The sequence below is a fragment of the Micromonospora sp. NPDC005087 genome, from assembly GCF_042872965.1.
GTDB lineage: Bacteria > Actinomycetota > Actinomycetes > Mycobacteriales > Micromonosporaceae > Micromonospora.
On sequence record NZ_JBIALB010000003.1, the window covers coordinates 454,611 to 477,644 of the forward strand.

Annotated in this window: 17 protein-coding genes; 10 read left to right on the forward strand and 7 right to left on the reverse strand. The window is 73.2% G+C overall.

From position 1 onward, the window contains the following. Nucleotides 1-29: 29 nt before the first annotated feature. Entirely contained in the window at nucleotides 30-1,289 is a 1,260-nt protein-coding gene (locus ACFYPS_RS10310) for a DNA polymerase IV (protein ID WP_354965012.1), read from the forward strand. A 116-nt stretch (nucleotides 1,290-1,405) separates the two neighbouring features. Next, nucleotides 1,406-1,804, forward strand: coding sequence for a DUF3040 domain-containing protein (locus tag ACFYPS_RS10315; protein WP_074313058.1), 399 nt, complete (start codon nucleotides 1,406-1,408; stop codon nucleotides 1,802-1,804). 226 nt (nucleotides 1,805-2,030) lie between these two features. On the opposite strand, the gene ACFYPS_RS10320 is transcribed toward ACFYPS_RS10315, so the two are convergent. The 3 genes from ACFYPS_RS10320 to ACFYPS_RS10330 are packed head-to-tail and all read right to left on the reverse strand — an operon-like array spanning nucleotide 2,031 to nucleotide 6,868. Beyond that, on the reverse strand, nucleotides 2,031-4,499 hold the full coding sequence (locus ACFYPS_RS10320) for a DUF3488 and transglutaminase-like domain-containing protein (protein ID WP_354965011.1): 2,469 nt from the start codon (nucleotides 4,497-4,499) through the stop codon (nucleotides 2,031-2,033). 16 nt (nucleotides 4,500-4,515) lie between these two features. Further along, entirely contained in the window at nucleotides 4,516-5,814 is a 1,299-nt protein-coding gene (locus tag ACFYPS_RS10325; protein WP_354965010.1) for a DUF58 domain-containing protein, read from the reverse strand. 1 nt (nucleotide 5,815) lies between these two features. Further along, complete coding sequence (locus tag ACFYPS_RS10330) at nucleotides 5,816-6,868, reverse strand: MoxR family ATPase (RefSeq protein WP_354965009.1); 1,053 nt, start codon at nucleotides 6,866-6,868, stop codon at nucleotides 5,816-5,818. Between the two features lie 401 nt (nucleotides 6,869-7,269). Here ACFYPS_RS10330 and leuS point away from each other — a divergent pair, with 401 nt between their 5' ends. After that, on the forward strand, nucleotides 7,270-10,110 hold the full coding sequence (gene leuS, locus ACFYPS_RS10335) for a leucine--tRNA ligase (protein ID WP_354965008.1): 2,841 nt from the start codon (nucleotides 7,270-7,272) through the stop codon (nucleotides 10,108-10,110). Between the two features lie 137 nt (nucleotides 10,111-10,247). Here the strand turns inward: leuS and ACFYPS_RS10340 are convergent, their stop codons facing one another. The 4 genes from ACFYPS_RS10340 to ACFYPS_RS10355 are packed head-to-tail and all read right to left on the reverse strand — an operon-like array spanning nucleotide 10,248 to nucleotide 13,669. Then, nucleotides 10,248-11,030, reverse strand: coding sequence for a phosphotransferase (locus ACFYPS_RS10340; protein WP_354965007.1), 783 nt, complete (start codon nucleotides 11,028-11,030; stop codon nucleotides 10,248-10,250). Next, on the reverse strand, nucleotides 11,027-11,716 hold the full coding sequence (locus tag ACFYPS_RS10345) for a VTT domain-containing protein (protein ID WP_354965006.1): 690 nt from the start codon (nucleotides 11,714-11,716) through the stop codon (nucleotides 11,027-11,029). Before ACFYPS_RS10345 ends, ACFYPS_RS10340 begins: the two co-directional genes overlap by 4 nt. Then, nucleotides 11,713-12,432, reverse strand: coding sequence for a glutamine amidotransferase (locus ACFYPS_RS10350; protein ID WP_354965005.1), 720 nt, complete (start codon nucleotides 12,430-12,432; stop codon nucleotides 11,713-11,715). Before ACFYPS_RS10350 ends, ACFYPS_RS10345 begins: the two co-directional genes overlap by 4 nt. Next, nucleotides 12,422-13,669: a MurT ligase domain-containing protein gene (locus tag ACFYPS_RS10355; RefSeq protein WP_354965125.1), complete on the reverse strand. Its 1,248-nt coding sequence runs from the start codon at nucleotides 13,667-13,669 to the stop codon at nucleotides 12,422-12,424. The genes ACFYPS_RS10350 and ACFYPS_RS10355 overlap by 11 nt, the downstream gene beginning before the upstream one ends. A gap of 355 nt (nucleotides 13,670-14,024) precedes the next feature. Between ACFYPS_RS10355 and mraZ the strand changes: the two genes are divergently transcribed. From mraZ to mraY, 7 genes are all read left to right on the forward strand, one after another. Beyond that, a complete protein-coding gene (mraZ, locus tag ACFYPS_RS10360) occupies nucleotides 14,025-14,456 on the forward strand; it encodes a division/cell wall cluster transcriptional repressor MraZ (RefSeq protein ID WP_074313044.1) in 432 nt (143 codons plus the stop codon). A 203-nt stretch (nucleotides 14,457-14,659) separates the two neighbouring features. Beyond that, nucleotides 14,660-15,772 (forward strand): 16S rRNA (cytosine(1402)-N(4))-methyltransferase RsmH, encoded by a 1,113-nt coding sequence (gene rsmH / locus ACFYPS_RS10365; protein WP_354965124.1) that lies wholly within the window; start codon nucleotides 14,660-14,662, stop codon nucleotides 15,770-15,772. Continuing rightward, nucleotides 15,762-16,370, forward strand: a complete 609-nt coding sequence (locus ACFYPS_RS10370) for a hypothetical protein (protein WP_354965004.1) — start codon at nucleotides 15,762-15,764, stop codon at nucleotides 16,368-16,370. The genes rsmH and ACFYPS_RS10370 overlap by 11 nt, the downstream gene beginning before the upstream one ends. Nucleotides 16,371-16,373: 3 nt before the next feature. Continuing rightward, nucleotides 16,374-18,581, forward strand: a complete 2,208-nt coding sequence (locus tag ACFYPS_RS10375; RefSeq protein ID WP_354965003.1) for a penicillin-binding protein 2 — start codon at nucleotides 16,374-16,376, stop codon at nucleotides 18,579-18,581. A gap of 52 nt (nucleotides 18,582-18,633) precedes the next feature. Next, a complete protein-coding gene (locus tag ACFYPS_RS10380) occupies nucleotides 18,634-20,196 on the forward strand; it encodes a UDP-N-acetylmuramoyl-L-alanyl-D-glutamate--2,6-diaminopimelate ligase (RefSeq protein ID WP_354965002.1) in 1,563 nt (520 codons plus the stop codon). Further along, nucleotides 20,193-21,596 carry a UDP-N-acetylmuramoyl-tripeptide--D-alanyl-D-alanine ligase gene (gene murF / locus ACFYPS_RS10385; protein ID WP_354965001.1) on the forward strand — a complete coding sequence of 468 codons (1,404 nt, stop codon included), beginning with the start codon at nucleotides 20,193-20,195 and terminating at the stop codon, nucleotides 21,594-21,596. Before ACFYPS_RS10380 ends, murF begins: the two co-directional genes overlap by 4 nt. Beyond that, a complete protein-coding gene (gene mraY / locus ACFYPS_RS10390; RefSeq protein ID WP_354965000.1) occupies nucleotides 21,593-22,717 on the forward strand; it encodes a phospho-N-acetylmuramoyl-pentapeptide-transferase in 1,125 nt (374 codons plus the stop codon). The genes murF and mraY overlap by 4 nt, the downstream gene beginning before the upstream one ends. Nucleotides 22,718-23,034: the final 317 nt, after the last annotated feature.

Here is a 23,034-nt window from a genome sequence, read left to right on the forward strand (position 1 = left end):
ATGTCGTACCCCCGGGTTAACCTGCCGGGATGGGCCGCAGCCAATCGTTGCCCCGGGGCGGCGATCCGCGCTTCGGGCCGGACGCCGACGACTCCGGCAGCCCGATCCTGCACGTCGACATGGATGCCTTCTTCGCCGCCGTCGAGGTGCGTCGCCGGCCCGAGTTGCGGGGCCGACCGGTGGTCGTCGGCGGCGTCGGGCCGCGCGGCGTGGTCAGCTCGGCCAGCTACGAGGCCCGCCGCTACGGCGTCCGTAGCGCGATGCCGACCAGCCAGGCCCGGGCCCGCTGCCCGAACGCGGTCTATCTGCCACCGGATTTCACCGCCTACACCCCCGCCTCCCGCGCCGTCATGCAGATCTTCCGGGACGTCACTCCGCTGGTCGAGCCGCTCTCCCTCGACGAGGCGTTCCTCGACGTGACCGGAGCCCGTCGGCTGTTCGGCTCCCCGGCCGCCATCGCCCGGCTGATCCGCCGCCGGGTCGCCGACGAGCAGGGGCTGACCTGCTCGGTCGGGGTGGCGCCGAGCAAGTTCGTCGCCAAGCTGGGTTCCACCCGGGCCAAGCCGGACGGCATGCTGGTCGTGCCCCCGGGGCAGGTGCTCGACTTTCTGCACCCCCTGCCGGTGGACGCGCTCTGGGGGGTGGGGGAGCGCGCCGCCGAGTCGCTGCGCCGGCTCGGCCTGTCCACCGTCGGCGACCTCGCCGAGGCCCCGGTGGGCATGCTCCGCCGGGCGGTCGGTGCGGCATCGGCGGCGCACCTGCACGAGCTGGCCTGGGGGCGGGACCCCCGCCGGGTCAGCCCTGAGCATGTCGACAAGTCGATCGGCGCCGAGGTGACCTTCGACGCCGACGTGGCCGACCCGGTGGAGATCCGCCGCGCCCTGCTCGCGCTCAGCGCGAAGGTCGGCGTCCGGTTGCGCGGCTCCGGGCAGGTGGGGCGCACCGTGACACTCAAGGTGCGGCTGGCCGACTTCCGCACCGTCAACCGCTCCCGCACCCTCGGCGTCCCCACCGACACCGCCCGCGAGATGTTCGACACGGTCTGGGCGCTCTACACCGCGCTGGACCCGGGCGAGCGGATCCGGCTCGTCGGTGTCCGGGTGGAGGGGCTCGCCCCGGCGCTGGGCGCGCCCCGCCAGCTCACCCTCGGCGCGCCCGAGCGTGGCTGGCGTGAGGCGGAAGCTGCCGCGGACGCCGCTGCTGCCCGATTCGGGCGGTCCGTCATAGGTCCGGCCAGTCTCCTGGGCGACCGTGACCCCCGTCGAAACGAAAATCCACCCCACCGGTAGGTCGTCCCGCTTTCCGACGCGCGACCCCCCTCGTAGACTTGCGGGTAAGCAGCCGGTTGGCTGCCACGGTCTGTCGGCCCGAGTGGGCCCGACCAACGTGACCGGGGAGGAGTGCCGTGCCGCTCTCGGAGCACGAGCAGCGGCTGTTCGAGCAGATCGAGCGGTCGCTTGCCGAGGACCCCAAATTCGCCTCGGCCGTGCGCGCCAGCGATCCGCGCTTCCACGCGCGGCGTCGCCTGCTCGTCGCTGCTGGCGTGATAATCGCTGGCTTGGCTCTACTGGTCTATGGCGCGGTGATCAAGACTCCACCGCTGGCGGTGGCGGGCTTTGTCGTCATGCTGGCCTCGGCCGCGTTCGCGGTGCAGTCGCACCGGCGGGCGCAGTCACCCGACCTGCACGTGGTGGGTGGCACGACCAGTCGTCGCCGTCCCCGCGGCGGCCGATCCGGTCGTCGGCCGTCGATCCTGGACCGCATGGAGGACAGGTGGCGGCAGCGCCCGGAGGGGCACCGCTGAGCCGGTCCCGCCGCTGAGGCGGGCCGTACGCCGCGACGAGCGGGTCGCCGGGATCAGTCCCGGCGACCGCTGACGTATCCGTGTGCCCATCGCACCGTAGGCGAAGCCGTGCGGCTTCCGGCGACCACCCGAAATCAAGTGACCATGAGGGCACCGCGGGGCGGAGAGCCCGGATGGCCCGGGACGACGGCCGATGGACCGCCACCCCGAGCCGGACGGACGTCGCTCAGCGGGCCGCCCGGTCGGCCAGCAGCCGACGCGGATTCCAGCGGAGCAGCCGGTACCGGGCCCGCCCGGTCAGCGCCACCATCCGGCCGGAGTTGTCCGCCAGGGCGGTCCGCCAGCGCAGCAGCACCGACGGCGGCAGCACGGTGGCGAGCAGTCGGGTCCGGCGGTTCGCCCGGGCGGCGAGCGCACCGCGGACCGCGCGCAGCGCCGGCACCAGCGGTTCACCGGTCAGCGGATCCCGCGCGTAACGGGCCCGCTCCTCAGCCCGGCCGAGCAGCCGCGCCGCGCCGACCGCCGCGGTGTCATCGCTGAAGGTCTCCCGGACCAGCCGGTCCGCGGTCGCCCGGGGTGTTTCGGTCCGGTCGACCCGGACCTGGAAGTCCACCAGCGTGTCGAGCAGCTCCGCCCAGGCGGCGTGCGCGTCCGCGCGAGCCCGGTTGGCATCCGGCCCGACCACCATCACACGCGTCCCGTCCACCGACGCGGTGTCGTTCGGAGCGGCGGTCATCGCAGCGTCCGCCGCCCGGCCACCCCGCCGTCGGCGCAGCGCCAGCCGGCGCAGTGCCGGCACCGCCAGCAGTGCCAGCAGGGCCAGCAGACCCGCCGTCCACCACGGCCACACCGGCGGCTGATCGGCCGGCGTCTCGCCGGCGACGGAGAGCCCCGAGTCGAGGTCCCGATCGGCGTTGTCCGGACCGGCCGGGCCGCCCGACGCGCCGGGGTCCGCCGTGGCGCCCGAGGTGCCGGGGTCTGGGCTGGATGGTTCTGGCGCGTCGATGTCCGGTGCCCAGGCCGACCGGGTCGAGCCCGGCACACCGTACGACGGCGTGGCGTCGAACGGCACCCAGCCGACCCCGTCGAAGTAGACCTCGGTCCAGGCGTGCAGGTTGAGGTTGGTCAGCGTGTAGGTGTCGCCGTCCCGCTTGCTGCCGTTGGTGAACCCGAACGCCACCCGGGCCGGGATGCCGGCGCTGCGCACCAGCCAGGCCATCGCCGCGGCGTACTGCTGGCAGTAGCCGACCTTGTTGGTCAGGAAGTTGACGATGTCCTCGCCGCTGCTGCCGCTCTCGGTGCTGAGCCGGTAGCTGAACCCGTTGTCCGCCGAGAAGTGCTGGTAGATCGCCAGCACCCGGTCGTAGTCGGTGCGCTTGCCCTGGACCAGGCCCTTGACCAGCTCCTCAACCTCGGGCACCGCCCCGGGAGTGGCGGTCAGCTGCCGGCGTACCGGATGGTCGGCCGGCAGCGGCTGTGCGGCCCGCAGCGCCGCCGGGGTGTACGTCGAGCGGATGTAGTCGAAGGAGTACTTCTTGCCCCGGGAGTTGTCCCGGTTGGAGAAGACGACCTGCTGGTTGGGGTCGTAGAGCCAGTTGCCGTTGAGGTCCTCGGTGCGCACCGGCTCGGCGTACACCGGCATCAGGGACATGCTCAGGCTTTTGGTGACCTCGACGGTCGCCTGGTAGCGGGCCTGCTGGACGCCCGGGCCAACCCGCTCGGTCGGGTCCGGCAGGTCCCGGTTGACCGGCCGGCCAATGGGGTTGCGCGCCTGGAACCCGTTCGTGCGCAGCTCGTCCGCGACGGCGTAGCGCAGGTAGAACGGACTCGGCTCGGACGTGGTCACCTTGACCAGGTCGGCCACCTCGGACTGGTTGAGCTGGCCGGCGAGCGAGGCGAACAGGTCGATCCGGCCCGATGAGCCCGCACCCGCGCGGCCGTTGCCGTTGCCCGTGCCGCCACCGAGCGTGTCGAGCAGCCCGCCCGTCATGCCCGGCACGGCCAGCGGCAGCGCCACGGCGATGGCCACCCCGACCACCGCGAGCCGGCGGCCGGCGGCGGCCAGGGGCGAGGCCTCCCACACGTCGACGTCGCGGCCGTCGCCGGTGAACCGGCGGCCGAACCGGCGGACCCGGTCGACGTTGTCGGTGACCAGCAGCCAGAGGTACCCGGCGGCGCCCACCACGAACGGCACCGGGGGGACGCTGTCGACGTAGACGGCGACCGGCACCGAGTAGATCGCGAGCATCGGCAGCCCGGCCAGGGCGGGCCGGCGCAGACCCACCGCCAGCACATCGACCAGTACGGCCACCCCGCCGACGCCGAGCACGGTGATGAACAGCAGGGGGTCGGTGTCCGGTACCTCCACGCCGTACGAGCGCATGTCCTGCATGGAGCCGGTGAACAGCTCGGCGAAGTACCCGAACGTGCCCGGCGTGGGCAGGAAGGTGAGCAGCTCCCCGCCGCTGGGGAACAGCCAGGTCAGGGCGAGCACCAGGGCGGCCAGCATGCCGAGGACCTGACCCCACAGCGGCGCCCGGACGAGCCGGGTCAGCGCGGCGACCCCGGCCACTATCGCGACCGCGATCGCGGACTGGACGAGCCACGTCCAGCTCTGGAAGATGGCCGACAGCGGGGCGGCGGCGAGAAGGGTGGCGGCGGCCGCCACCGGACCGATGTTCCGACTGGCGATCATGAGGGGAGCCTTCCGTTCATCGCACGCCGCCGGCGACCGTCTCGGCCAGCGCGGCGCGCAGGGCGAACCCCTGCGGGCCCCGGCCGGCCTGCGGCCAGAGCGCCGGCAGTCGGCTGCCGTGGTCGACGCCGACCACCCGCCAGCCGCTGTGCAGCATGGCGAGCGCGGCGGCGCCGTGCACGTGCTCCGCCTCGGCCCGGGCCTTCTCGGGCAGGCTGAGCCAGGTGGAGCTGTTCAGCAGGAAGCCGACGCAGGTGGCGCCGTTGCCCCGCAGCCCGGCCAGCAGCTCGGCCTCGGCCACGCTCACCGCGCCGAACAACCCGATGATCAGACCGCCGTCGGCGCGCTGCCGGACCCGCTGCACCAGGCCGGCCACCTCGGCCCGCTGGTCCAACCGGACCTCGGCGAGGTGGTCGAGCAGGGCACCGTCGCCACCGGCCTCCGAGGCGTCCACGTCGACCCCCGAGCCGGTGACCAGCCGCAGCTTGTAGCCGGCCTGCCGCAGGTGTACCGCGATGCTCGCGGCTGCGGAGACGGCCCACTCGAAGCTCGCCGTCGGCCCGTCGCCGCGGTGGCCGTACGCGCGGGTGTCCAGCACGACCGTGGCCCGGCTCTCCCAGGGCTGCTCCTCGCGGCGCACCATCAGCTCACCGGTGCGGGCGGTGGACTTCCAGTGCACCCGGCGCAGGTCGTCGCCGCGCCGGTACTCCCGGGTCGCCGCGTCGTCCTCGCCGTGCACCGCCACCGAGCGGGCCCGGCTGTCGCCGCTGCCGGCGTACTCACCGGGGAGCCGGACCGACGGCAGCGGAGTGACCTGCGGGATGACCGTCAGGTGGTCGGTGCTGGGGAACGCCCGGCTGAGCTCACAGAGACCGAACGGGTCGGTCATCCGGACCACCAGTGGGCCCACGTCGTAGCGGCCCCGCACGTCGGCCCGCACGGTGTACGCCACCGAGCTGGCCTGGTGCGCGCCCAACCGCTCCAGCACCACCCGGGGCCGGCTGCCCAGGGCGTACGGCAGCCGGTCCTCCAGCAGCAGGGTGCCGGTCGGCAGCCGGGAGAGGTTCTGCAGGCGCAGCACCACCCGGGAGTTGGCCCCGACCGGCACACGGTGCGGATCCAGCGATCGGTTGCAGGCCAGCTTGTAGCGGCTGCGCCCGACGTAGGCGGCGGCCAGCAGCGGCAGGATGCCCAGCAGCACGGCCACCCGGAGCAGATCCTTCTCGCCCAGGATGCCGGCCGAGATCGCCGCCGCGACCGCGGCGGCGAGGAACGAGCGCCCGCGGGTGGTCAGCCCGCGCAGCCCGGCACGCACGTCACGGCCTCCGCGGCTCGTAGGGCGCGCGACCGTTGCCGGTGGCGGGCCGGGTGTCGTAGGGGGAGCGCTGCCGGTCGTGTGGCAACGGCAGTCGGTGCACCAGCTCGGAGACGATCGCGTCGGTGGTGCGGCGGGCGAGCTGGGCGTCGGCGGTCGGGATGATCCGGTGCGCGAGCACCGGCACCGCGAGAGCCTGCAGATCGTCGGGGAGGACGTAGTCGCGCCCCTCGAGGGCGGCGACCGCCCGGGCGGTGCGCAGCAGCTGCAGGGTCGCCCGGGGGGAGGCGCCCAGACGCAGGTCGGGGGCTTCGCGGGTGGCGGTGACCAGGTTGATGGCGTACTGCTTTACCGCGTCCGCGACGTGCACCTTCCGGACCGTGGCGATGAGCTGCCGGACGATGTCCGCGTCGGAGACCGGACGCAGCTCGTTCAGTGGGTCCGTGGCGCCGTGCCCGTCCAGCATCGCCAGCTCGGCGCCGGCGTCCGGGTAGCCCATCGCGATCCGGGCGGTGAACCGGTCGCGCTGCGCCTCGGGCAACGGGTAGGTGCCCTCCATCTCGATCGGGTTCTGGGTGGCGATGACCATGAACGGGGTCTGCAGCTGGTATGTCACCCCGTCGACCGTGACCTGCCGCTCTTCCATGCACTCCAGCAGCGCCGACTGGGTCTTCGGCGAGGCCCGGTTGATCTCGTCGCCGACGACCAGGTTGGCGAAGACGGCACCGGGGCGGAACTCGAAGTCGTGCGTCTCCTGGTTGTAGACGCTGACGCCGGTGACATCGCTCGGCAGCAGGTCGGGGGTGAACTGGATCCGCCGCACCGTGCAGTCGATGGACCGCGCGAGGGCCTTGGCCAGCTTGGTCTTGCCGACGCCGGGGACGTCTTCGATGAGGAGGTGGCCCTCGGCGAGCAGGACGGCCAGGGCCAGCCGCACGGTGGCGGTCTTACCCTCGATGACCTGCTCGATGTTGGCCACGATGGCCTCGCTGGCGGCGCGGAACTCGTCGTGCGGCAGCAAGCCGCCCACCTCGTCCCAGGTCTGTTGTGTCACGGGCCTCCTCCTCGTCGCCGTCACTGCAGCTCTGTATAGAGCACCTGGACCCGCCGTTGGGTTCGCGACGTCGAGCCTCGTTTGCCGCAGAAATCTCACTGGCCTCTCAGGCTAACCATGTTTGTCGTTAACGCCGACCCCCGCAGGTAGTCCGTCGGTTACGCACCGATATTCGCCAACTCGGGCGATCGGACCCGGCTCGTCCCGGGCCACGCCAGCCAGGCCCGGCGGCGAGGTACACTGCCGGGCATGGCCGGAGCTTTCCTGCTTCTTACCGGGCCGTGCTGATGCGCTGAACGCGCGACAGCACGGCGGCCCCTCCTGCGCGAGGGGCTTTTTTGTGCCCGTCGCCGGCCGGCCCGGTGGCGCCGAGACGAAGCGAAGCTGAGCGAGGAGAGACCATGAGTGAGGCAGCCGCACCGGCGGGCGACATCCCCCCGTTCCGGTACACCGCGGCCCTGGCCGACGAGATCGAAAACCGTTGGCAGGACATCTGGGCGCGCGAGGGCACGTTCCACGCCCCGAACCCGACCGGCCCGCTGGCCGACCCGGACCACCCCCGGGCCGGTGCGGAGAAGCTGTACGTGCTGGACATGTTCCCCTACCCCTCCGGCGCCGGCCTGCACGTCGGCCACCCGCTGGGCTACATCGGCACCGACTGCTTCGCCCGCTACCAGCGGATGGCCGGGCGCAACGTGCTGCACGCGATGGGCTTCGACGCGTTCGGCCTGCCCGCTGAGCAGTACGCGGTGCAGACCGGCACGCATCCGCGGACCACCACGGTGGCGAACATCGAGCGGTACAAGGCGCAGCTGCGCCGGCTGGGGCTGGCGCATGACGAGCGTCGCTCGGTGGCCACCATCGACACCGACTTCTACCGCTGGACCCAGTGGATCTTCCTGCAGATCTTCAACTCCTGGTACGACCGGGACGCCGGGCGGGCGCGGCCGATCGCCGAGCTGATCGCCGAGTTCGAGGGCGGTAACCGGCCGACTCCGGACGGCCGGGCCTGGGCCGAGCTGAGCATCGCCGAGCGCCGGCAGGTCGTCGACGACCACCGGCTGGCGTACGTCTCGCAGGCCCCGGTGAACTGGTGCCCGGGGCTGGGCACCGTGCTGGCGAACGAGGAGGTCACCGCCGACGGCCGCTCCGAGCGGGGCAACTTCCCGGTCTTCAAGCGCAACCTGAAGCAGTGGATGATGCGGATCACCGCGTACGGTGACCGGCTGCTGGACGACCTGGGCAGCCTGGACTGGCCCGAGGCGATCAAGCACTCGCAGCGCAACTGGATCGGCCGCTCCACCGGCGCGCACATCGACTTCCCGACCGCCGGCGCGCCCGTGCGCGTGTTCACGACCCGGCCGGACACCATCTTCGGCGCCACCTACATGGTGCTGGCGCCCGAGCATGAACTGGTCGACACGCTGGTGCCGACCGCCTGGCCGGAGGGGACGCGGGACGCCTGGACCGGCGGGCACGCCAGCCCGCGTGCGGCCGTCGAGGCGTACCGCAAGGCGGCGGCGGCCAAGACGGACATCGAGCGGCAGGCCGACACCAAGGAGAAGACCGGCGTCTTCATCGGGGCGTACGCCACCAACCCGGTCACCGACGGGCAGATCCCGATCTTCATCGCCGACTACGTGCTGGTCGGCTACGGCACCGGCGCGATCATGGCGGTGCCCGCACAGGACCAGCGGGACTGGGCGTTCGCCGAGGTCTTCGAGCTGCCCATCGTGCGGACCGTGCAGCCGTCGGAGGGCTTCGACGGTAAGGCGTACACCGGGGACGGTCCGGCGATCAACAGCGCGGCGCCCGAGCGCGGCCTGGACCTGGACGGCCTGGGGGTCGCCGACGCCAAGTCGACGATCATCGCCTGGCTGGAGGCGAACGGGCACGGGGCCGGCGCGGTGACCTACCGGCTGCGCGACTGGCTGTTCTCCCGGCAGCGCTACTGGGGTGAGCCCTTCCCGATCGTCTACGACGAGACCGGCGCGGCGATCGCCCTGCCGGACGAGATGCTGCCGGTCGAGCTGCCGGAGGTGGACGACTTCTCGCCGAAGACGTTCGACCCGAACGACGCCGACTCGAACCCGGAGACGCCGCTGTCGCGTCGCCGCGACTGGGTCGAGGTGGAGCTGGACCTGGGTGACGGGCCGAAGCGCTACACCCGGGAGACCAACGTGATGCCGCAGTGGGCCGGCTCCTGCTGGTACGAGCTGCGCTACCTGGACCCGACCAACAGCGAGCGGTTCGTCGGCGCCGAGAACGAGCGGTACTGGATGGGCTCGCGCGGCGAGGGCGACTGCGGGGGGACCGACCTGTACGTCGGCGGCGCCGAGCACGCCGTGCTGCACCTGCTGTACGCGCGGTTCTGGCACAAGGTGCTGTTCGACCTGGGGCACGTGTCGTCGTTCGAGCCGTTCCGCAAGCTGTTCAACCAGGGCATGATCCAGGCGTACGCGTACACCGACTCGCGCGGCAGCTACGTGCAGGCCGAGGAGGTCATCGAGCGCGACGGCGCCTACTACCTGGACGACGTGGTGGTCAACCGCGAGTACGGCAAGATGGGCAAGTCGCTGAAGAACGTGGTGACCCCCGACGACATGTGCGCCGCGTACGGCGCCGACACGTTCCGGGTGTACGAGATGTCGATGGGCCCGCTGGAGGTGTCCCGCCCGTGGGAGACCCGGGCGGTGGTCGGGTCGTACCGGTTCCTGCAGCGGGTCTGGCGGGCGGTGATCGACGAGGAGACCGGTGCGCTGCGGGTCACCGACGAGCCGGCCGACGAGGCGACCCGCCGGCTGCTGCACAAGGTGATCCACGGGGTCCGCGGCGACATGGACGGCATCCGGTTCAACACCGCGATCGCGAAGCTGATCGAGCTGACCAACGGGCTGACCCGGCTGTCGGCGACGCCGCGCGAGGTGGCCGAGCCGCTGGTGCTGATGGTGGCGCCGTTCGCCCCGCACGTCGCCGAGGAGCTGTGGCGTCGGCTGGGCCACGACACGTCGCTGACGTATGTGGACTTCCCGACGGCCGACCCGGCGCTGCTGGTGGTGGACACGGTCACCTATCCGGTGCAGATCAACGGCAAGGTGCGTGGCCGTATCGAGGTTCCGGCCGACTCGTCCGAGGAGACCGTCCGCGCGGCCGCGCTGGAGGCGGTGGCCGCCGCCCTGGCCGGTAAGGAACCTCGCAAGGTCATCGTCGTCCCGGGCCGGGTGGTCTCGGTCGTCGCCTGACACTGTGACGAGCGTTATGACTCAGAGGTATAAATATGCCTCTGAGTCATAACGCTCTCCGGCGCGCACGCGCCGCCGGGCGCGGCACGCCGCCTCCGCGGGCGCGGCAGGCCGGTTATTCGACGTGCGGCACCGCCTCAGGCGGTCAACGCCGTGACCACGGCGGGGCGGTGGGTGAGCAGCCAGTCCTGCCAGCGGCGTACCCCCTCGACCGCGCCCAGGTCGCGCAGTCGGCGCATGGCCGGCTCGTCGCGGTCGGCGCCGGCGTCGATGGTCCGCCAGGTGCTCTCGATCTGGTCGAGCATCAGGCCCACCAGCTCGTGGCGAGGCAGTGCCGGACGGACGGGCGCGCCGCACGCCGCGTCGTAGGCGTCGCAGAGCACGCGGCACCGCCGGCCCAGCTCGGTCGGATCGGCGCCCTCGCCCAACGCCGCCCAGTGCCAGCCGGCGAACGCCACGTCCTCGATCCTTCGGCCCGGCCGGGCCAGGTCCCAGTCGAGGAAGGTCACCGGCAGCGGTCCGGCCGGGGAGTCCCGGTACACCGTGTTCTTCGGGGACAGGTCGCGGTGGCACACCGTCTCGGCGTCGCCGGCCAGCGCGGTGCCCGCACACGCGTCGTGCAGCCGCCGGATCAGCTCGGCCAGCCGCACCAGCGCCGGGTCGGCGAAGAAGGTGGGATCCTCCCGGTCCCGCCACGGCACCCGACCCGCGACGTAGCTGAGGATCTGCCGGCCGTGGGCGTCGACGCCCAGGTAGTGGGGCGCGAGGTCCGCGTCCACCCCGGCCAGGTGGCGCAGCAGCGCGCCGACGAAGTCCAGGTTGGCCGGCGGCGTACGCCGTACCGTGTCACCGACCCGGACCACCTCGGCCACGAAGCCGCCCGCGAGCCGCTGCTCGCCGGGCCCGTCGGTCCGGCTCACGGTCGGCTCACCACCGGCCGGCGCCGCCGCTCGGCGCGCCACCACCGGGAGATCAGCACCACGCTGGCGATCAGGCCGAGGCTGGCCGGGGCGGCGGCGTACCAGTTGATGTGGCCGGGGGAGCTGACCGCCGCGCCGATCGCGGCGTAACCGAAGGCGGTCGGGGCGGAGGCGATCACGCTGCCGGCCAGGAACGGCAGCATCCGGGCTCCGGTGGTGCCGTAGCCGTAACTGACCAGCCCGAAGCCGGCGATCGGCAGCAGCCGGACGGTGATCACGCCGAGCACGCTCTGTCGGGCGAACCAGCCGTCGAGGCGGGCCAGCCGGCCGCGGACCCGCTCGGCGACGAACTCCCGGCCGAGCAGCCGACCGACCGTGAACCCGACCGCCGCCGCCACCAGCGCGGCGCCCAGGGCGTACGCGGCGCCCTCCAGCGGACCGAAGATGGCGCCGGCGGCGAGCGTGATGAACGTCCGGGGGACCAACGCGACCAGCAGCAGCGCGCCGCCGAGGACCGCCGCCACCGGGGCGAGGTCGCCGAGCCGGTCAGCCAGCTGCGGCAGCCGCGCCGGATCCGGCCGGGGCGCCAGGAGCAACAGCAGCGCGCAGACGCCGATCAGCAGCACGAGCAGGGCGAACCGGACGGCCGACGGCTGCCGGAGCAGCCGCCGGACGGCCCGGATCATGCCCGGGCGGCGGCCACTGCGGCGCGGCGCTCGTTCCGGAGCCGGTCCGACCAGGTGTCGTCCAGCGGCGGGAGCTGGTGCGCGCCGGTGGCCCAGCGCAGCAGCAGGTCGGCCAGGGCCGGGTTGCGGGCCAGTGCGGGCCCGTGCGAATACGTGCCGAGCAGCTTGCCGCGCCAGGCGCCCTCGGTGCTGCCGTCGTTGCCGACCCCGGCGGTCACCCGGGCCAGCGGCGCGACCTCCGGGCCGAGGTGGGTGCGGCCGCCGTGGTTCTCGAAGCCGGTCAGCGCGGGCAGGCCCAGCCGCGGATCGATCTCGCCGGCCAGCTCGCCGACGGCCCGGCTCGGGCCCCGGTCGGACTGCAGGTCGAGCAGCTCAAGGCCGCGGCACTGCACACCCTTGGCGAAGAACGACATGCCGAGCAGCTGGTAGCCGGCGCAGACGCCGAACACCACCGAGCCCTGGGCGACCGCCCGGTGCAGACCGCCGTCGGCGATCAGCCGCTGCGCGCCCAGCGCCTGCGGACCGTCCTCGCCGCCGCCGACCAGGTAGATGTCGGCGGTCGCGGGCAGCCGCTGGTCGGAGCGGACCTCCATGACCTCGACCGGCATGCCGCGCTGGCGCGCCCGTTGGGCGAGGATCAGGGCGTTGCCCCGGTCGCCGTAGGTGGAGAGCAGGTCGGGGTAGATCCAGACGATGCGCAGGCTCTCAGTTGACACGGTCCAACTCCGCTCGGATGTCCTGGAACGCGGTGTAGTTCGCGATGACCTCCAGCCGCCCGGGCGGGACCGACCGGATCGCGTCGTCGAAGGTGCGCACGTGCTGGAACGGCACGTCGTTGACGTTCAGCCGGACCGCCAGGTCGTACGCCCGGTCGCCGGTGATCAGCACCTGCCGGCCGCGCAGCGGGGCGAAGTCGACGTCGAAGAGCCAGGAGGTGTCCAGCCCGTCGGGGTCGCGCGCGTTGATGGAGAGCAGGGTGGGCGCCTCGTCGGCCATGTCGAAGGCCTCCAGCCAGCTGGCCGGGTTCTTGGCCAGCAGCAGCCGGATGTTGCGCCCGTCCTTGTCCACCTGCGCGTAGCGGCCGGCGACCGACGTGACGATGCCGAGTCGGGACACCGCGTCGACCGGGCGGACGCCGAACTCGGCGGCCACGGCCAGCGCGGTCGCCGCGTTGCCGAGGTTGACCTTGCCGGGCAGTTGGAGGGAGACCTTGTGCCAGGCGCCGGTGGGGTCGAGCACGCCCTCGTCCTCGACGACCCACTGCGGCTCCGGCCGGCGCAGTGCGCAGCCGGTGCACCACCACTGGTCGCCGGAGCGCTGGATGGTGGAGCCGCACTCGGGGCAGACCCAGGAGTCGTCGTGCCAGCGCTGGCCGGCGCTGAACCAGGTCACGTGCGGCGGGTTGATGCCGCGGGCGGGGTCGGCCGGCGGGGTGGCGGCCCAGACGACCATCGGGTCGTCGGCGTTGGCCACCACCCGCACGTCGGTGTGCCGGACCAGCGCCGCGCGCCAGAGCTGCGCCATCATGGCGACCTCCTTGGCCCGGTCGAGCTGGTCGCGGGAGAGGTTCAGCAGCGCGACCACGTGCGGCTCGGTCGCCTCCAGCACCTGGGCGAGGTAGTGCTCGTCGACCTCCAGCACCGCGTACGGGGTGCTGCCGGCCTTGGCGAGCGCCGAGGTGTGCCCGCTGGGCATGTTGGCGCCGAACGAGTTGGTGGCGACCCGGCCGAGCACGCCGACCGCGGCGGCGGCCAGCCGGGTGGTGGTGGTCTTGCCGTTGGTGCCGGAAACGAGCGCGATCGCGCGCCCGGCCGACAGGTGGGCCAGCAGGTCCGGGTCGATCTTCAGCCCGATCCACCCGCCGATCACCGAACCGTCGCCACGGCCGGCCGCCCGGGAGAGCGCCGCGGCGGTCCGTGACACGGAGCTGGCCACCTTGGCCCGTAGGGGCATTTTCGCGTCCGTCACGCGAGCGAGGTTACCGGACCACCCACCCCACCAGATCGCCGCCGACGGCGAACCGTTCGGTTGTGGTGCGGACTCGGGTGGCCGAGTCGGCTTCCACCGGACGGAGTCGATCAATGTCGGAAAGCGGACCACGCCGGGCGGCGGTCCGGGCCCTCCACTCCGCCCCACCCCCTGTGACGTGCGGTTTTGCCCACGGATAGGGCGCGCCACGCGGTCGATTCTGGTTGCAGGTGGAGGGAAGTGGAGTAGAGTGGGGCCCAATGGTGAGGCCGGGAGGGCTCACCGGCCCGGGGGGTCAGCGGCGCCGCGAACGCCGCTTAAGGGCGAGGGGGTAGGGCCGGTGTTTCTCGGCACCCACACTCCGCGCCTGGACGACAAAGGCCGGTTGATCCTTCCGGCCAAGTTCCGGGACGAGCTGGCGGGGGGTGTCGTGATCACCAAAGGGCAGGAGCGCTGCCTCTACGTCTTTCCGACGCCCGAGTTCCAGCGGATCGCGGAGCAGTTGCGCGCGCAACCGATGACGCACAAGGCGGCCCGGGCCTACAGCCGGGTCTTCTTCGCCAGCGCGCACGACGAGGTGCCGGACAAGCAGGGCCGGGTCACGATCCCAGCCCACCTGCGGGCGTACGCCGCACTCGACCGCGACCTGGTCGTGATCGGCGCGAGCACGCGGGTGGAGATCTGGGACCGGGTCGCCTGGGAGACCTACCTCGCCGAGAGTGAAGACGACTTCGCCGACATCGAGGAGGGGGTGCTGCCCGGCGGTCTGTAGGGCGGGACGGCGCCCGACGTACTGCGAGATCTCCAGCCGCTTTCGAGTTCCTGGCATCCCTTCCCCGGTGCCAGGCGCACGATCCAGTCATCGGGCCGAGCCCGGTGCCCGGCGGGAGCGGATGGGGATCTGGCGGTACGACGGCGGCGCCGTCCGACGGCAGGCGCATGAACGAACGGACGTTTCAACCAGTGGGGGTCATCATGGGGGAGCTGCGCGGCACGCACGTGCCGGTGCTGCTCGAGCGGTGTCTCGAGCTGCTGGCCCCCGCGCTGGGTCGGGGCGGCCGGACGGTGCACGTCGACGCGACGCTCGGCCTGGCCGGGCATGCGGAGGCGGTGCTGGAGGCGCACCCGGAGACGGTCCTGATCGGGCTCGACCGGGACACCGAGGCGCTCGCCCACGCACGGGTCCGGCTGGCCCGTTTCGCCGACCGGGTGCACCTGGAGCACGCCGTCTACGACGAGCTGCCCGAGGTGCTGGACCGGCTGGGCTATCCGGGCATCGACGGGATCCTGTTCGACCTGGGTGTCTCGTCGCTGCAACTAGACGCGCCCGACCGCGGGTTCGCGTACGCCCAGGACGCTCCGCTGGACATGCGGATGGACCAGACCCGGGGGGTGACCGCCGAGGAGGTGGTCAACACCTACGGCCATCCGGACCTGGCCCGGGTGCTGCGGGTCTACGGCGAGGAGAAGTTCGCCGGCCGGATCGCCTCGGCGATCATCCGGGAGCGGGAACGCGCCCGGATCACCTCGTCCGCGCGGTTGGCGGAGCTGGTCAGGGACTCCATTCCGGCACCAGCCCGACGAACGGGCGGACACCCGGCAAAGAGAACGTTTCAGGCTTTGCGGATCGAGGTAAACAAGGAGCTGGCAGCGCTGGAGTCAGCGCTGCCGTCCGCGCTCGACGCACTGACCGTGGGCGGTCGCATGGTGGTCCTGTCCTACCACTCGCTGGAGGACCGGCTCACCAAGGTGGCGCTCGCGGACCGGGTCCGCAGTAAGGGCCCGATCGACCTCCCGGTCGAACTGCCCGGGTCCGGTCCGACGTTCCGGCTGCTCAGCCGGGGCGCCGAACTGCCCGGGGAGGCGGAGGTCGCCGCGAACCCGCGAGCCGCCTCGGTGCGGTTGCGGGCCGCGGAGCGACTCGACCCGAACGCGACACAGCAGGGGCGGACCGACCGCGAACGGTCCCGCCGACGGGTGAAGGCGATGCACCAACCGGGGACGGGGTCCGCGGGATCCGTGGGGGATCCAGGGACGCCGGGGGACGACAGAGGGACGGATGTAGAGGGGGAGGGACATGAACATTGACAAGCGCGAGCGTCGGGACGTCACCGGCGCCGGGCAGCGCACACCGCGGTCGGGGGGCCGGACCGCGGCGGAGCGGGCGCCGCGCGGGGGCAACGGTACGCCACGCATCGATCGAGTGAACCGGCAGGGGGAGGCTCGCGCCCGGGGGGCGCGCGAGTTCCCGACCCAGGGCACCGCCGCGCTGCGCCCGGCCGCGAAGGCCGGCGTAGCCGCCACCGCCCGCCCGCCCCGGCTGCGGGTGGCGCCACCGCCTCCGGTGTCGGTGCCGCGCGCGCCGTTCGCGGCGCTGATCGTGGTCCTGGTGGTCGGCGGGGTGCTGGGCATCCTGGCGGTCAACACCAAGATCAACGAGAATGCGTTCCGGCTGGAGAAGCTGCAGGAGCAGCAGGCCCGGCTGGACCTGGAGAAGCAGCAGCTGGACAAGCAGATCGCCGAGGCCAAGGCGCCGGGCAACCTGACTGCCCAGGCGCGACGGCTGGGCCTGGTGGACGCCGGCGAGCCGGCGTACATCCGGCTGCCGGACGGCCGGACCATCGGCGTACCGAAGCCGGCGACCGGCGAGCCGTCGGTGACCAGCCAGCAGGGCTCTGGAGGCTGACCCGTGCCACCGAGGTCGGACGAGCCGCGCCGGGATCCCAAGGGGTCCCGGCGCGGCTCTTCACCTGACGCCGGCCCCAGGGACGGGGAGCCGCGCGCCAGCGAGCCGGGCATGGGGGGCATCTCCGGCGCCCGGGCGTACACCCCGAGGGGTCGGACCATCCGCGAGGAGCGCGGCACGCCGCCGCGCAGCGGGGGCGCCGAGCAGCGGCGTACGCCGCGCAGCACCCGGTCCGGCGACCCGTTCCGGCCGGCGTTGCAGGTGCTCGACGGAGGCCGGGCCGCCGCCCGTTCCGGCCGGCGGGACGCCCCGGCAGCGGGACGCGGCGGGGTCGTGCGCACCGTCGCGCCCCGTACCCCCCGTGGCCCGGCCGGCGACGAGCCGCCGCCGCGCCGACGGACCACGCCGCGCGCGCCGCGCCGCGCCGACCGCCCGGCGGCCCGGCGGCCGTCCCGCAAGCCGCCGCGACCGCCGAAGCTGGCCGACCCGCGGCTGCGGCTGCGACTCGGCACCGCCCTGACCCTGGCGCTGTTCGCCGCCATCGGGATCCGGCTGATCTTCCTTCAGGCGGTGGACACCCCGGCGTACGCCGGCGGCGGCGTCGCCGACCGGACCCGCACGGTCGAGCTGCCCGCGCCGCGCGGCGCGATCTACGACCGCACCGGCGAGCCACTGGCGCACAGCGTCGAGGCGCGGTACGTGTTCGCCGACCCGACCGAGATCGAGGACTCCGCCGCCACCGCGAAGGCGCTCTCCCCGCTGCTCGGCATCCCGGCGTCGAGGCTCACCGAGCTGATGAAGCCCCGCAAGCTGGAGAACGGCAACCCGTCCCGGTTCGAGTACCTGGCCCGGGGGGTGGAGATCCCGAACGCCAAGCAGGTGCTGGCGCTCGAGCTGCCCGGCATCGGGGTGCACCGCGACGAGCGCCGCGAGGTGCCCGGCGATGACCTGGCGGCCAACCTGATCGGCTTCACCAGCCAGGACATGGTCGGGCTGGAGGGGCTGGAGGCCCGCTACGACGAGCTGCTCGCCGGGCAGGACGGCAAGCGGGTGTACGAGGCCGGCCTCGGTGACCTCGCCGCGCCGATCCCGGGCGGCTACAGCCGGACCACGCCGGCCAAGCCGGGCAGCTCGATAGCCCTCACCACCGACCGTGACCTGCAGTTCCGCACGCAGCAGATCCTCAGTGCGGGGATGGGGCAGCAGCGCGGCGCCACGGCCGCGGCGGTGATCATCGACGTGCCCACCGGCGAGGTGCTGGCCCAGGCCAGCCACCCCACCTACAACGCGGCGAAGCCGATCCCGAGCGATCCGGTCGCCCGGGAGGACGCGGCGACCAGCTTCGTGGTCGACCCCGGCTCGGTGCACAAGGCGATCACGTTCGGCGCGGCGTTGCAGGAGGGGGTGATCACCCCGGACACCACGCTGCCGATCGCGAACAGCATCAAGAAGGGCGACACCTGGTTCTCCGACACGCACTTCGCCAACGGCCGGCGGATGAGCGTGCCCGGGATGCTCGCCTACTCGTCGAACGTCGGCACCATCACCATCGCCGACAAGCTCGGCCGGGACCGGTTGATCGACTACCAGAAGCGGTTCGGGCTTGGCCAGCCCACCGGTGAGGGGGTGCCCGGCGAGGCCAGCGGCCGGCTGCTGCCGGCCGACGAGTGGAGCGGGTCGTCGGCCGGGTCGGTGCCGATCGGGCACAGCGTCGACGCCACGCCGCTGCAGATGGCCGCCGCGTACGCCGCCATCGCCAACGACGGCACGTACGTCCAGCCGCACCTTGTCAAGGAGACGATCGGCCCGGACGGCAAGCGCACTCCCGCGCCGGCCCCGGTGACCCGCTCGGTGCTCAGCCCGCAGAACGCGGCGGCGCTGCGCACCATGCTGGAGGCGGTCACCACGGTCGACGGCGCCACCGGCGTGGGCGCGGCGGTGCCCGGCTATCGGATCGCCGGCAAGACCGGCACCGGCTGGCGGCTGGTGGACGGCAAGAAGCAGCCCGGCGAGGTGTCCTCGTTCATCGGCATGGCTCCCGCGGAGAAGCCCCGGTACGTGATCGCCGTCTTCGTGTACGCGCCCGCCGGTGGGGGTGCCGCCATCGCCGTGCCGGCGTTCCGCGACATGATGCAGTTCACGCTGCGTCACTACCGCGTACCGCCGTCCACCGGCGGCTCGGCGCCCAAGTTCGTGGTCTATCCGCGCTGAGCAGCGACGGCGAGACATCATCGGTGAGTGCCGAAGAACCACCGGGGCGGCTGTGCGGCCGGAACCGTGCGACCGGGTAGGGTCTGACGCCGTGCCCGGCAATCCACGTCCACGTACCGTGACCGGAGTCCGGCTCGGTGATCTCGCCGTCCGGCTCGCCGTCGACCTGCCGGCGGACGCCGCCGGGGTGGTCGTCACCGGGGCGACCCACGCCAGCCAGGAGGTCCGCCCCGGCGACCTGTACGCGGCGCTGCCCGGCGCCCGCCGGCACGGCGCGGAGTTCGCCGCCGGCGCCGCCGCGGCGGGCGCGGTGGCTCTGCTGACCGACCCGGCCGGCGCCGAGCTGGCGGCGGAGACCGGCCTGCCCGCTCTCGTGGTGCCCGACCCCCGCGCGGTGCTCGGCGAGCTGGCCTCGGCCGTCTACGGCGACCCGACCGCGGAGCTGACCGTGATCGGCGTGACCGGCACCGCCGGAAAGACGTCCACGGCATACCTGATCGAGTCGGGGCTGCGCGCCGCCGGGCACACCACCGGGTTGATCGGCACCGTCGAGACCCGGCTCGGTGACCTGGTGATCGACAGCGTTCGCACCACCCCCGAGGCGACCGACCTGCACGCCATGCTGGCCACCGCCCGCGAGCGGGGGGTCACCGCGGTGGTCATGGAGGTCTCCAGCCACGCGCTGGCCATGGGCCGGGTGGGCGGTGTCCGGTTCGCCGTCGGCGGTTACACCAACTTCGGCTCCGACCACCTGGACTTCCACGCCGACAGCGCCGACTACTTCGCCGCCAAGGCGCAGCTCTTCGACGGCCGGTGCGCGGTCGAGGTGCTCAACCACGACGACCCGGCGCTGAAGCCGCTGTACCGGCCGGCCACGATCAGCTACTCGGCCGCCGGCGACCCGGCCGCGACCTGGTGGGCCGACGGCGTGGATGGCGAGGGGTACGCCCAGCGGTTCACCGCGCACGGCCCGGACGGTGTGGTCCTGCCCGCCGGGGTGGCGCTGCCCGGGCGGCACAACGTCGCCAACGCGCTGCTGGCCATCGCCGCGCTGGTCGGCGCCGGGGTCGACCCGGCGATCGCGGCCGCCGGCGTGGCCGCCTGCGGCGGTGTGCCCGGCCGGCTGGAGCTCGTCGACGTCGCCGGGCCGGTGCGCGGGGTCGTCGACTACGCGCACAAGTCGGACGCGATCGTGGCCGCGCTGGCCGCGCTGCGTGAGTTGAGCGCCGGCCGGCTGATCTGCGTGATCGGTGCCGGCGGAGACCGGGACCGGGGCAAGCGGCCGGTGATGGGGGCCGCCGCCGCGGAGGGGGCCGACGTGGTGCTGGTGACCGACGACAACCCGCGCACCGAGGATCCGGCGGAGATCCGCGCCGAGGTGCTCGCCGGGGCGTACCGGGCCGGCACGGCCGCCCGGATCATCGAGGTGGCCGGTCGCCGGGCCGCGATCGACGAGGCCGTCCGGCTGGCCGCGCCGGGCGACGTGATCGCGCTGCTCGGCAAGGGTCACGAGCGAGGCCAGGAGGTGGCGGGCGAGGTGCTCCCGTTCGACGACAGCATCGAGTTGGCCGACGCGCTGCGGGCCCGCTTCGGGGACCTGGCGGGTCAGCGGTGATCGCACTGAGCCTGGCCGAGGTGGCCGCGGCGGTCGAGGGGCGGCTGGTCGCCGCCGACCCGGCCGCCACCGTCACCGGGCCGGTCGAGTTCGACTCGCGCAAGGTGGGGCCCGGGGCGCTCTTCGTGGCCTTCCCGGGTGAGAAGGTCGACGGGCACGACTACGCGGCCGGGGCGATCTCGGCCGGCGCGGTGGCCGTGCTCGGCACCCGCGAGGTGCCCGGTGTGCCGATGGTGCTGGTCGCCGACGCGTTGACCGCGATGGGCCGGCTGGCCCGCGCGGTGGTGGACCGGCTGCCCGGGCTGACCGTGATCGGCCTGACCGGCTCCTCCGGCAAGACCACCACCAAGGACCTGATCGGCCAGCTCACCGCCCGGCTCGGGGCCACGGTGGCGCCGCCCGGCTCGTTCAACAACGAGCTGGGGCACCCGCACACCGCGTTGCGCGCCGGGCCGGACACCCGCTACCTGGTGCTGGAGAAGGGCTCGCGCGGGGTGGGGCACGTGCGCTACCTGTGCGAGATCGTCCCGCCGCGGATCTCCGTGGTGCTCAACGTCGGGACGTCGCACATCGGTGAGTTCGGCTCGCAGGAGACCATCGCCGTGGCCAAGGGGGAGCTGGTCGAGGCGCTGCCGCCGGAAGGGCTGGCGGTGCTCAACGCCGACGACCCGCGGGTGGACGCGATGGCCAGCCGCACCCGGGCCCGGGTGGTCCGCTACGGGGAGGCCCCGGACGCCGACGTGCGGGCCGAGGACGTCACGCTGGACGACCGGGGGCGCGCGTCGTACACCCTGGTCGTCCCGGAGGGGAGCGCGCCGGTGCGCCTCGGGCTGACCGGCCGCCACCAGGTCTCCAACACCCTCGCCGCCGCGGCGGTCGCCCGGGAGCTGGGCATGCCGCTGGCCGAGCTGGCCACGGCGCTCGGCGAGTTGGGGTTGGTCTCCACCCGGCGGATGGACGTCTTCGACCGCCCCGACGGGGTGACCGTGATCGACGACTCGTACAACGCCAACCCGGCCTCGATGTCGGCGGCGCTGAAGGCGCTCGCCACGCTCGGCCGGGATCGGCGTACGGTCGCGGTGCTCGGCTACATGGCCGAGCTGGGGCCGTTCGAGCGGGACGGCCACGCCGAGCTCGGCCAACTCGCGGCCGAGCTGGGTGTCGACCGGCTGCTCGTGGTGGGCGAGCCGGCTGCGCCGATCCATGAGGGCGCGACAGCGGTAGGGAACTGGGGAGGAGAGTCGGTGCTGCTCACCGATCAGGCGGCGGCCGTCGAGGTGCTGCGGGGCGAGCTACGGCCGGGCGATGTCGTCCTGGTCAAGGGCTCCCGGTACCGGACGTGGGAGGTGGCCGACGCACTGCGCGCCGACGGCACCCCCGGAAACGGAGCTACCGCGTGAGGGCGGTCATCGTCGCCGTCGGGGTGGCCTTCATCGTCTCGCTCTTCTGCACCCCGATCGCGATCAAGGTGTTCGCCCGGCTCAAGGCCGGCCAGCCGATCCGGGCCGAGGGCCCGGCCATGCACCAGACCAAGAAGGGCACGCCGACGATGGGCGGCGTGGTCTTCATCCTGGCCACGGTGATCGCGTACGTGGCCGGGCACCTGGCCCTGACCACCCTGCCGGACGCGCAGATCGCCCAGGTCGAGCCGACCATCACCGCGCTGGTGCTGCTGGGACTGATGGTGTTCTCCGGCGCGGTGGGCTTCCTCGACGACTTCCTCAAGGTGCGCAAGCGCAACAGCGCCGGGCTGAACAAGCGTGGCAAACTGCTCGGCCAGATCCTGGTCGGCGCGGTCTTCGGCGTGGTGGCGCTTTACTTCCCGAGCACGATGACCGACGCGTCGGGCGCGGTGACGAACACCGAGACGGTGGGCAGCACCACGCTGAGCTTCATCCGGGACATCGACGCCCTGGAGGTCAGCAAGATCGGCGCGGTGATCATCTTCATCTTCGTGGTGATGGGCGCGACGAACGGGGTGAACCTCACCGACGGCCTGGACGGTCTGGCCACCGGCGCCTCGGTGATGGTGCTCGCCGCGTACGCGTTGATCGCGTTCTGGCAGTACCGGCACTGGTGCGCCGACCCGAGCTACACCCAGTCGTACTGCTACGCGGTCCGCGACCCGTTGGAGATCGCGCTGATAGCCGGCGCCGCCGCGGGGGCCTGTGTCGGCTTCCTCTGGTGGAACACGTCCCCGGCGCGGATCTTCATGGGTGACACCGGTGCACTGGGGCTGGGCGGCCTGATCGCCGGCATGGCGATGTCCACCCGGACGATCCTGCTGCTGCCGATCATCGGTGGGCTCTTCGTGATCATCACGATGTCCTTGGTGATCCAGATCATCTCCTTCCGGACCACCGGTAAGCGCGTCTTCCGGATGTCGCCGTTGCACCACCACTTCGAGCTGGCCGGCTGGAGCGAGGTCAACATCGTGGTCCGGTTCTGGATCATCGCCGGCATCGGGGTGGCCATCGCGCTGGGCCTGTTCTACAGCGAGTTCCTCGCCAACATGACCTGACCGGCGCGCGCCGGCCACCCCACCTCGGCCCCCGGTTCCGCCCACGGCGGACCGCCGGGGGCCGAGGCGTGTCCGCCCGACACGCCGGGGGCGCCGGTGTGGGCGTGCCCGGCGCACGAAGCGGTGATGATGTCCCGGTGGGGGAGGAACCAGGCACCGAGGACAGGACAGCCGGCCGGCCGCGGCGGTCACCGGGTGCGTCGCGTACCGCGGCGCCACGTGGCCCGGACGACAAGCGCGGCCCGGACGACAAGCGCGGCGCCGAGCCGGGCGGGGGGCCGCGCGCGCCGGACCCGGTCGCTGCCGCGCCGCTGCGC

Excerpts from the sequence above, each read along its gene's own strand:
- ACFYPS_RS10310 (WP_354965012.1), top strand. The coding sequence starts at position 30 with ATGGGCCGCAGCCAATCGTTGCCCCGGGGCGGCGATCCGCGCTTCGGG.
- ACFYPS_RS10320 (WP_354965011.1), bottom strand. The coding sequence starts at position 4,499 with ATGATCGCCAGTCGGAACATCGGTCCGGTGGCGGCCGCCGCCACCCTT.
- leuS (WP_354965008.1), top strand. The coding sequence starts at position 7,270 with ATGAGTGAGGCAGCCGCACCGGCGGGCGACATCCCCCCGTTCCGGTAC.
- ACFYPS_RS10345 (WP_354965006.1), bottom strand. The coding sequence starts at position 11,716 with ATGATCCGGGCCGTCCGGCGGCTGCTCCGGCAGCCGTCGGCCGTCCGG.
- ACFYPS_RS10355 (WP_354965125.1), bottom strand. The coding sequence starts at position 13,669 with ATGCCCCTACGGGCCAAGGTGGCCAGCTCCGTGTCACGGACCGCCGCG.
- rsmH (WP_354965124.1), top strand. The coding sequence starts at position 14,660 with ATGGGGGAGCTGCGCGGCACGCACGTGCCGGTGCTGCTCGAGCGGTGT.
- ACFYPS_RS10370 (WP_354965004.1), top strand. The coding sequence starts at position 15,762 with ATGAACATTGACAAGCGCGAGCGTCGGGACGTCACCGGCGCCGGGCAG.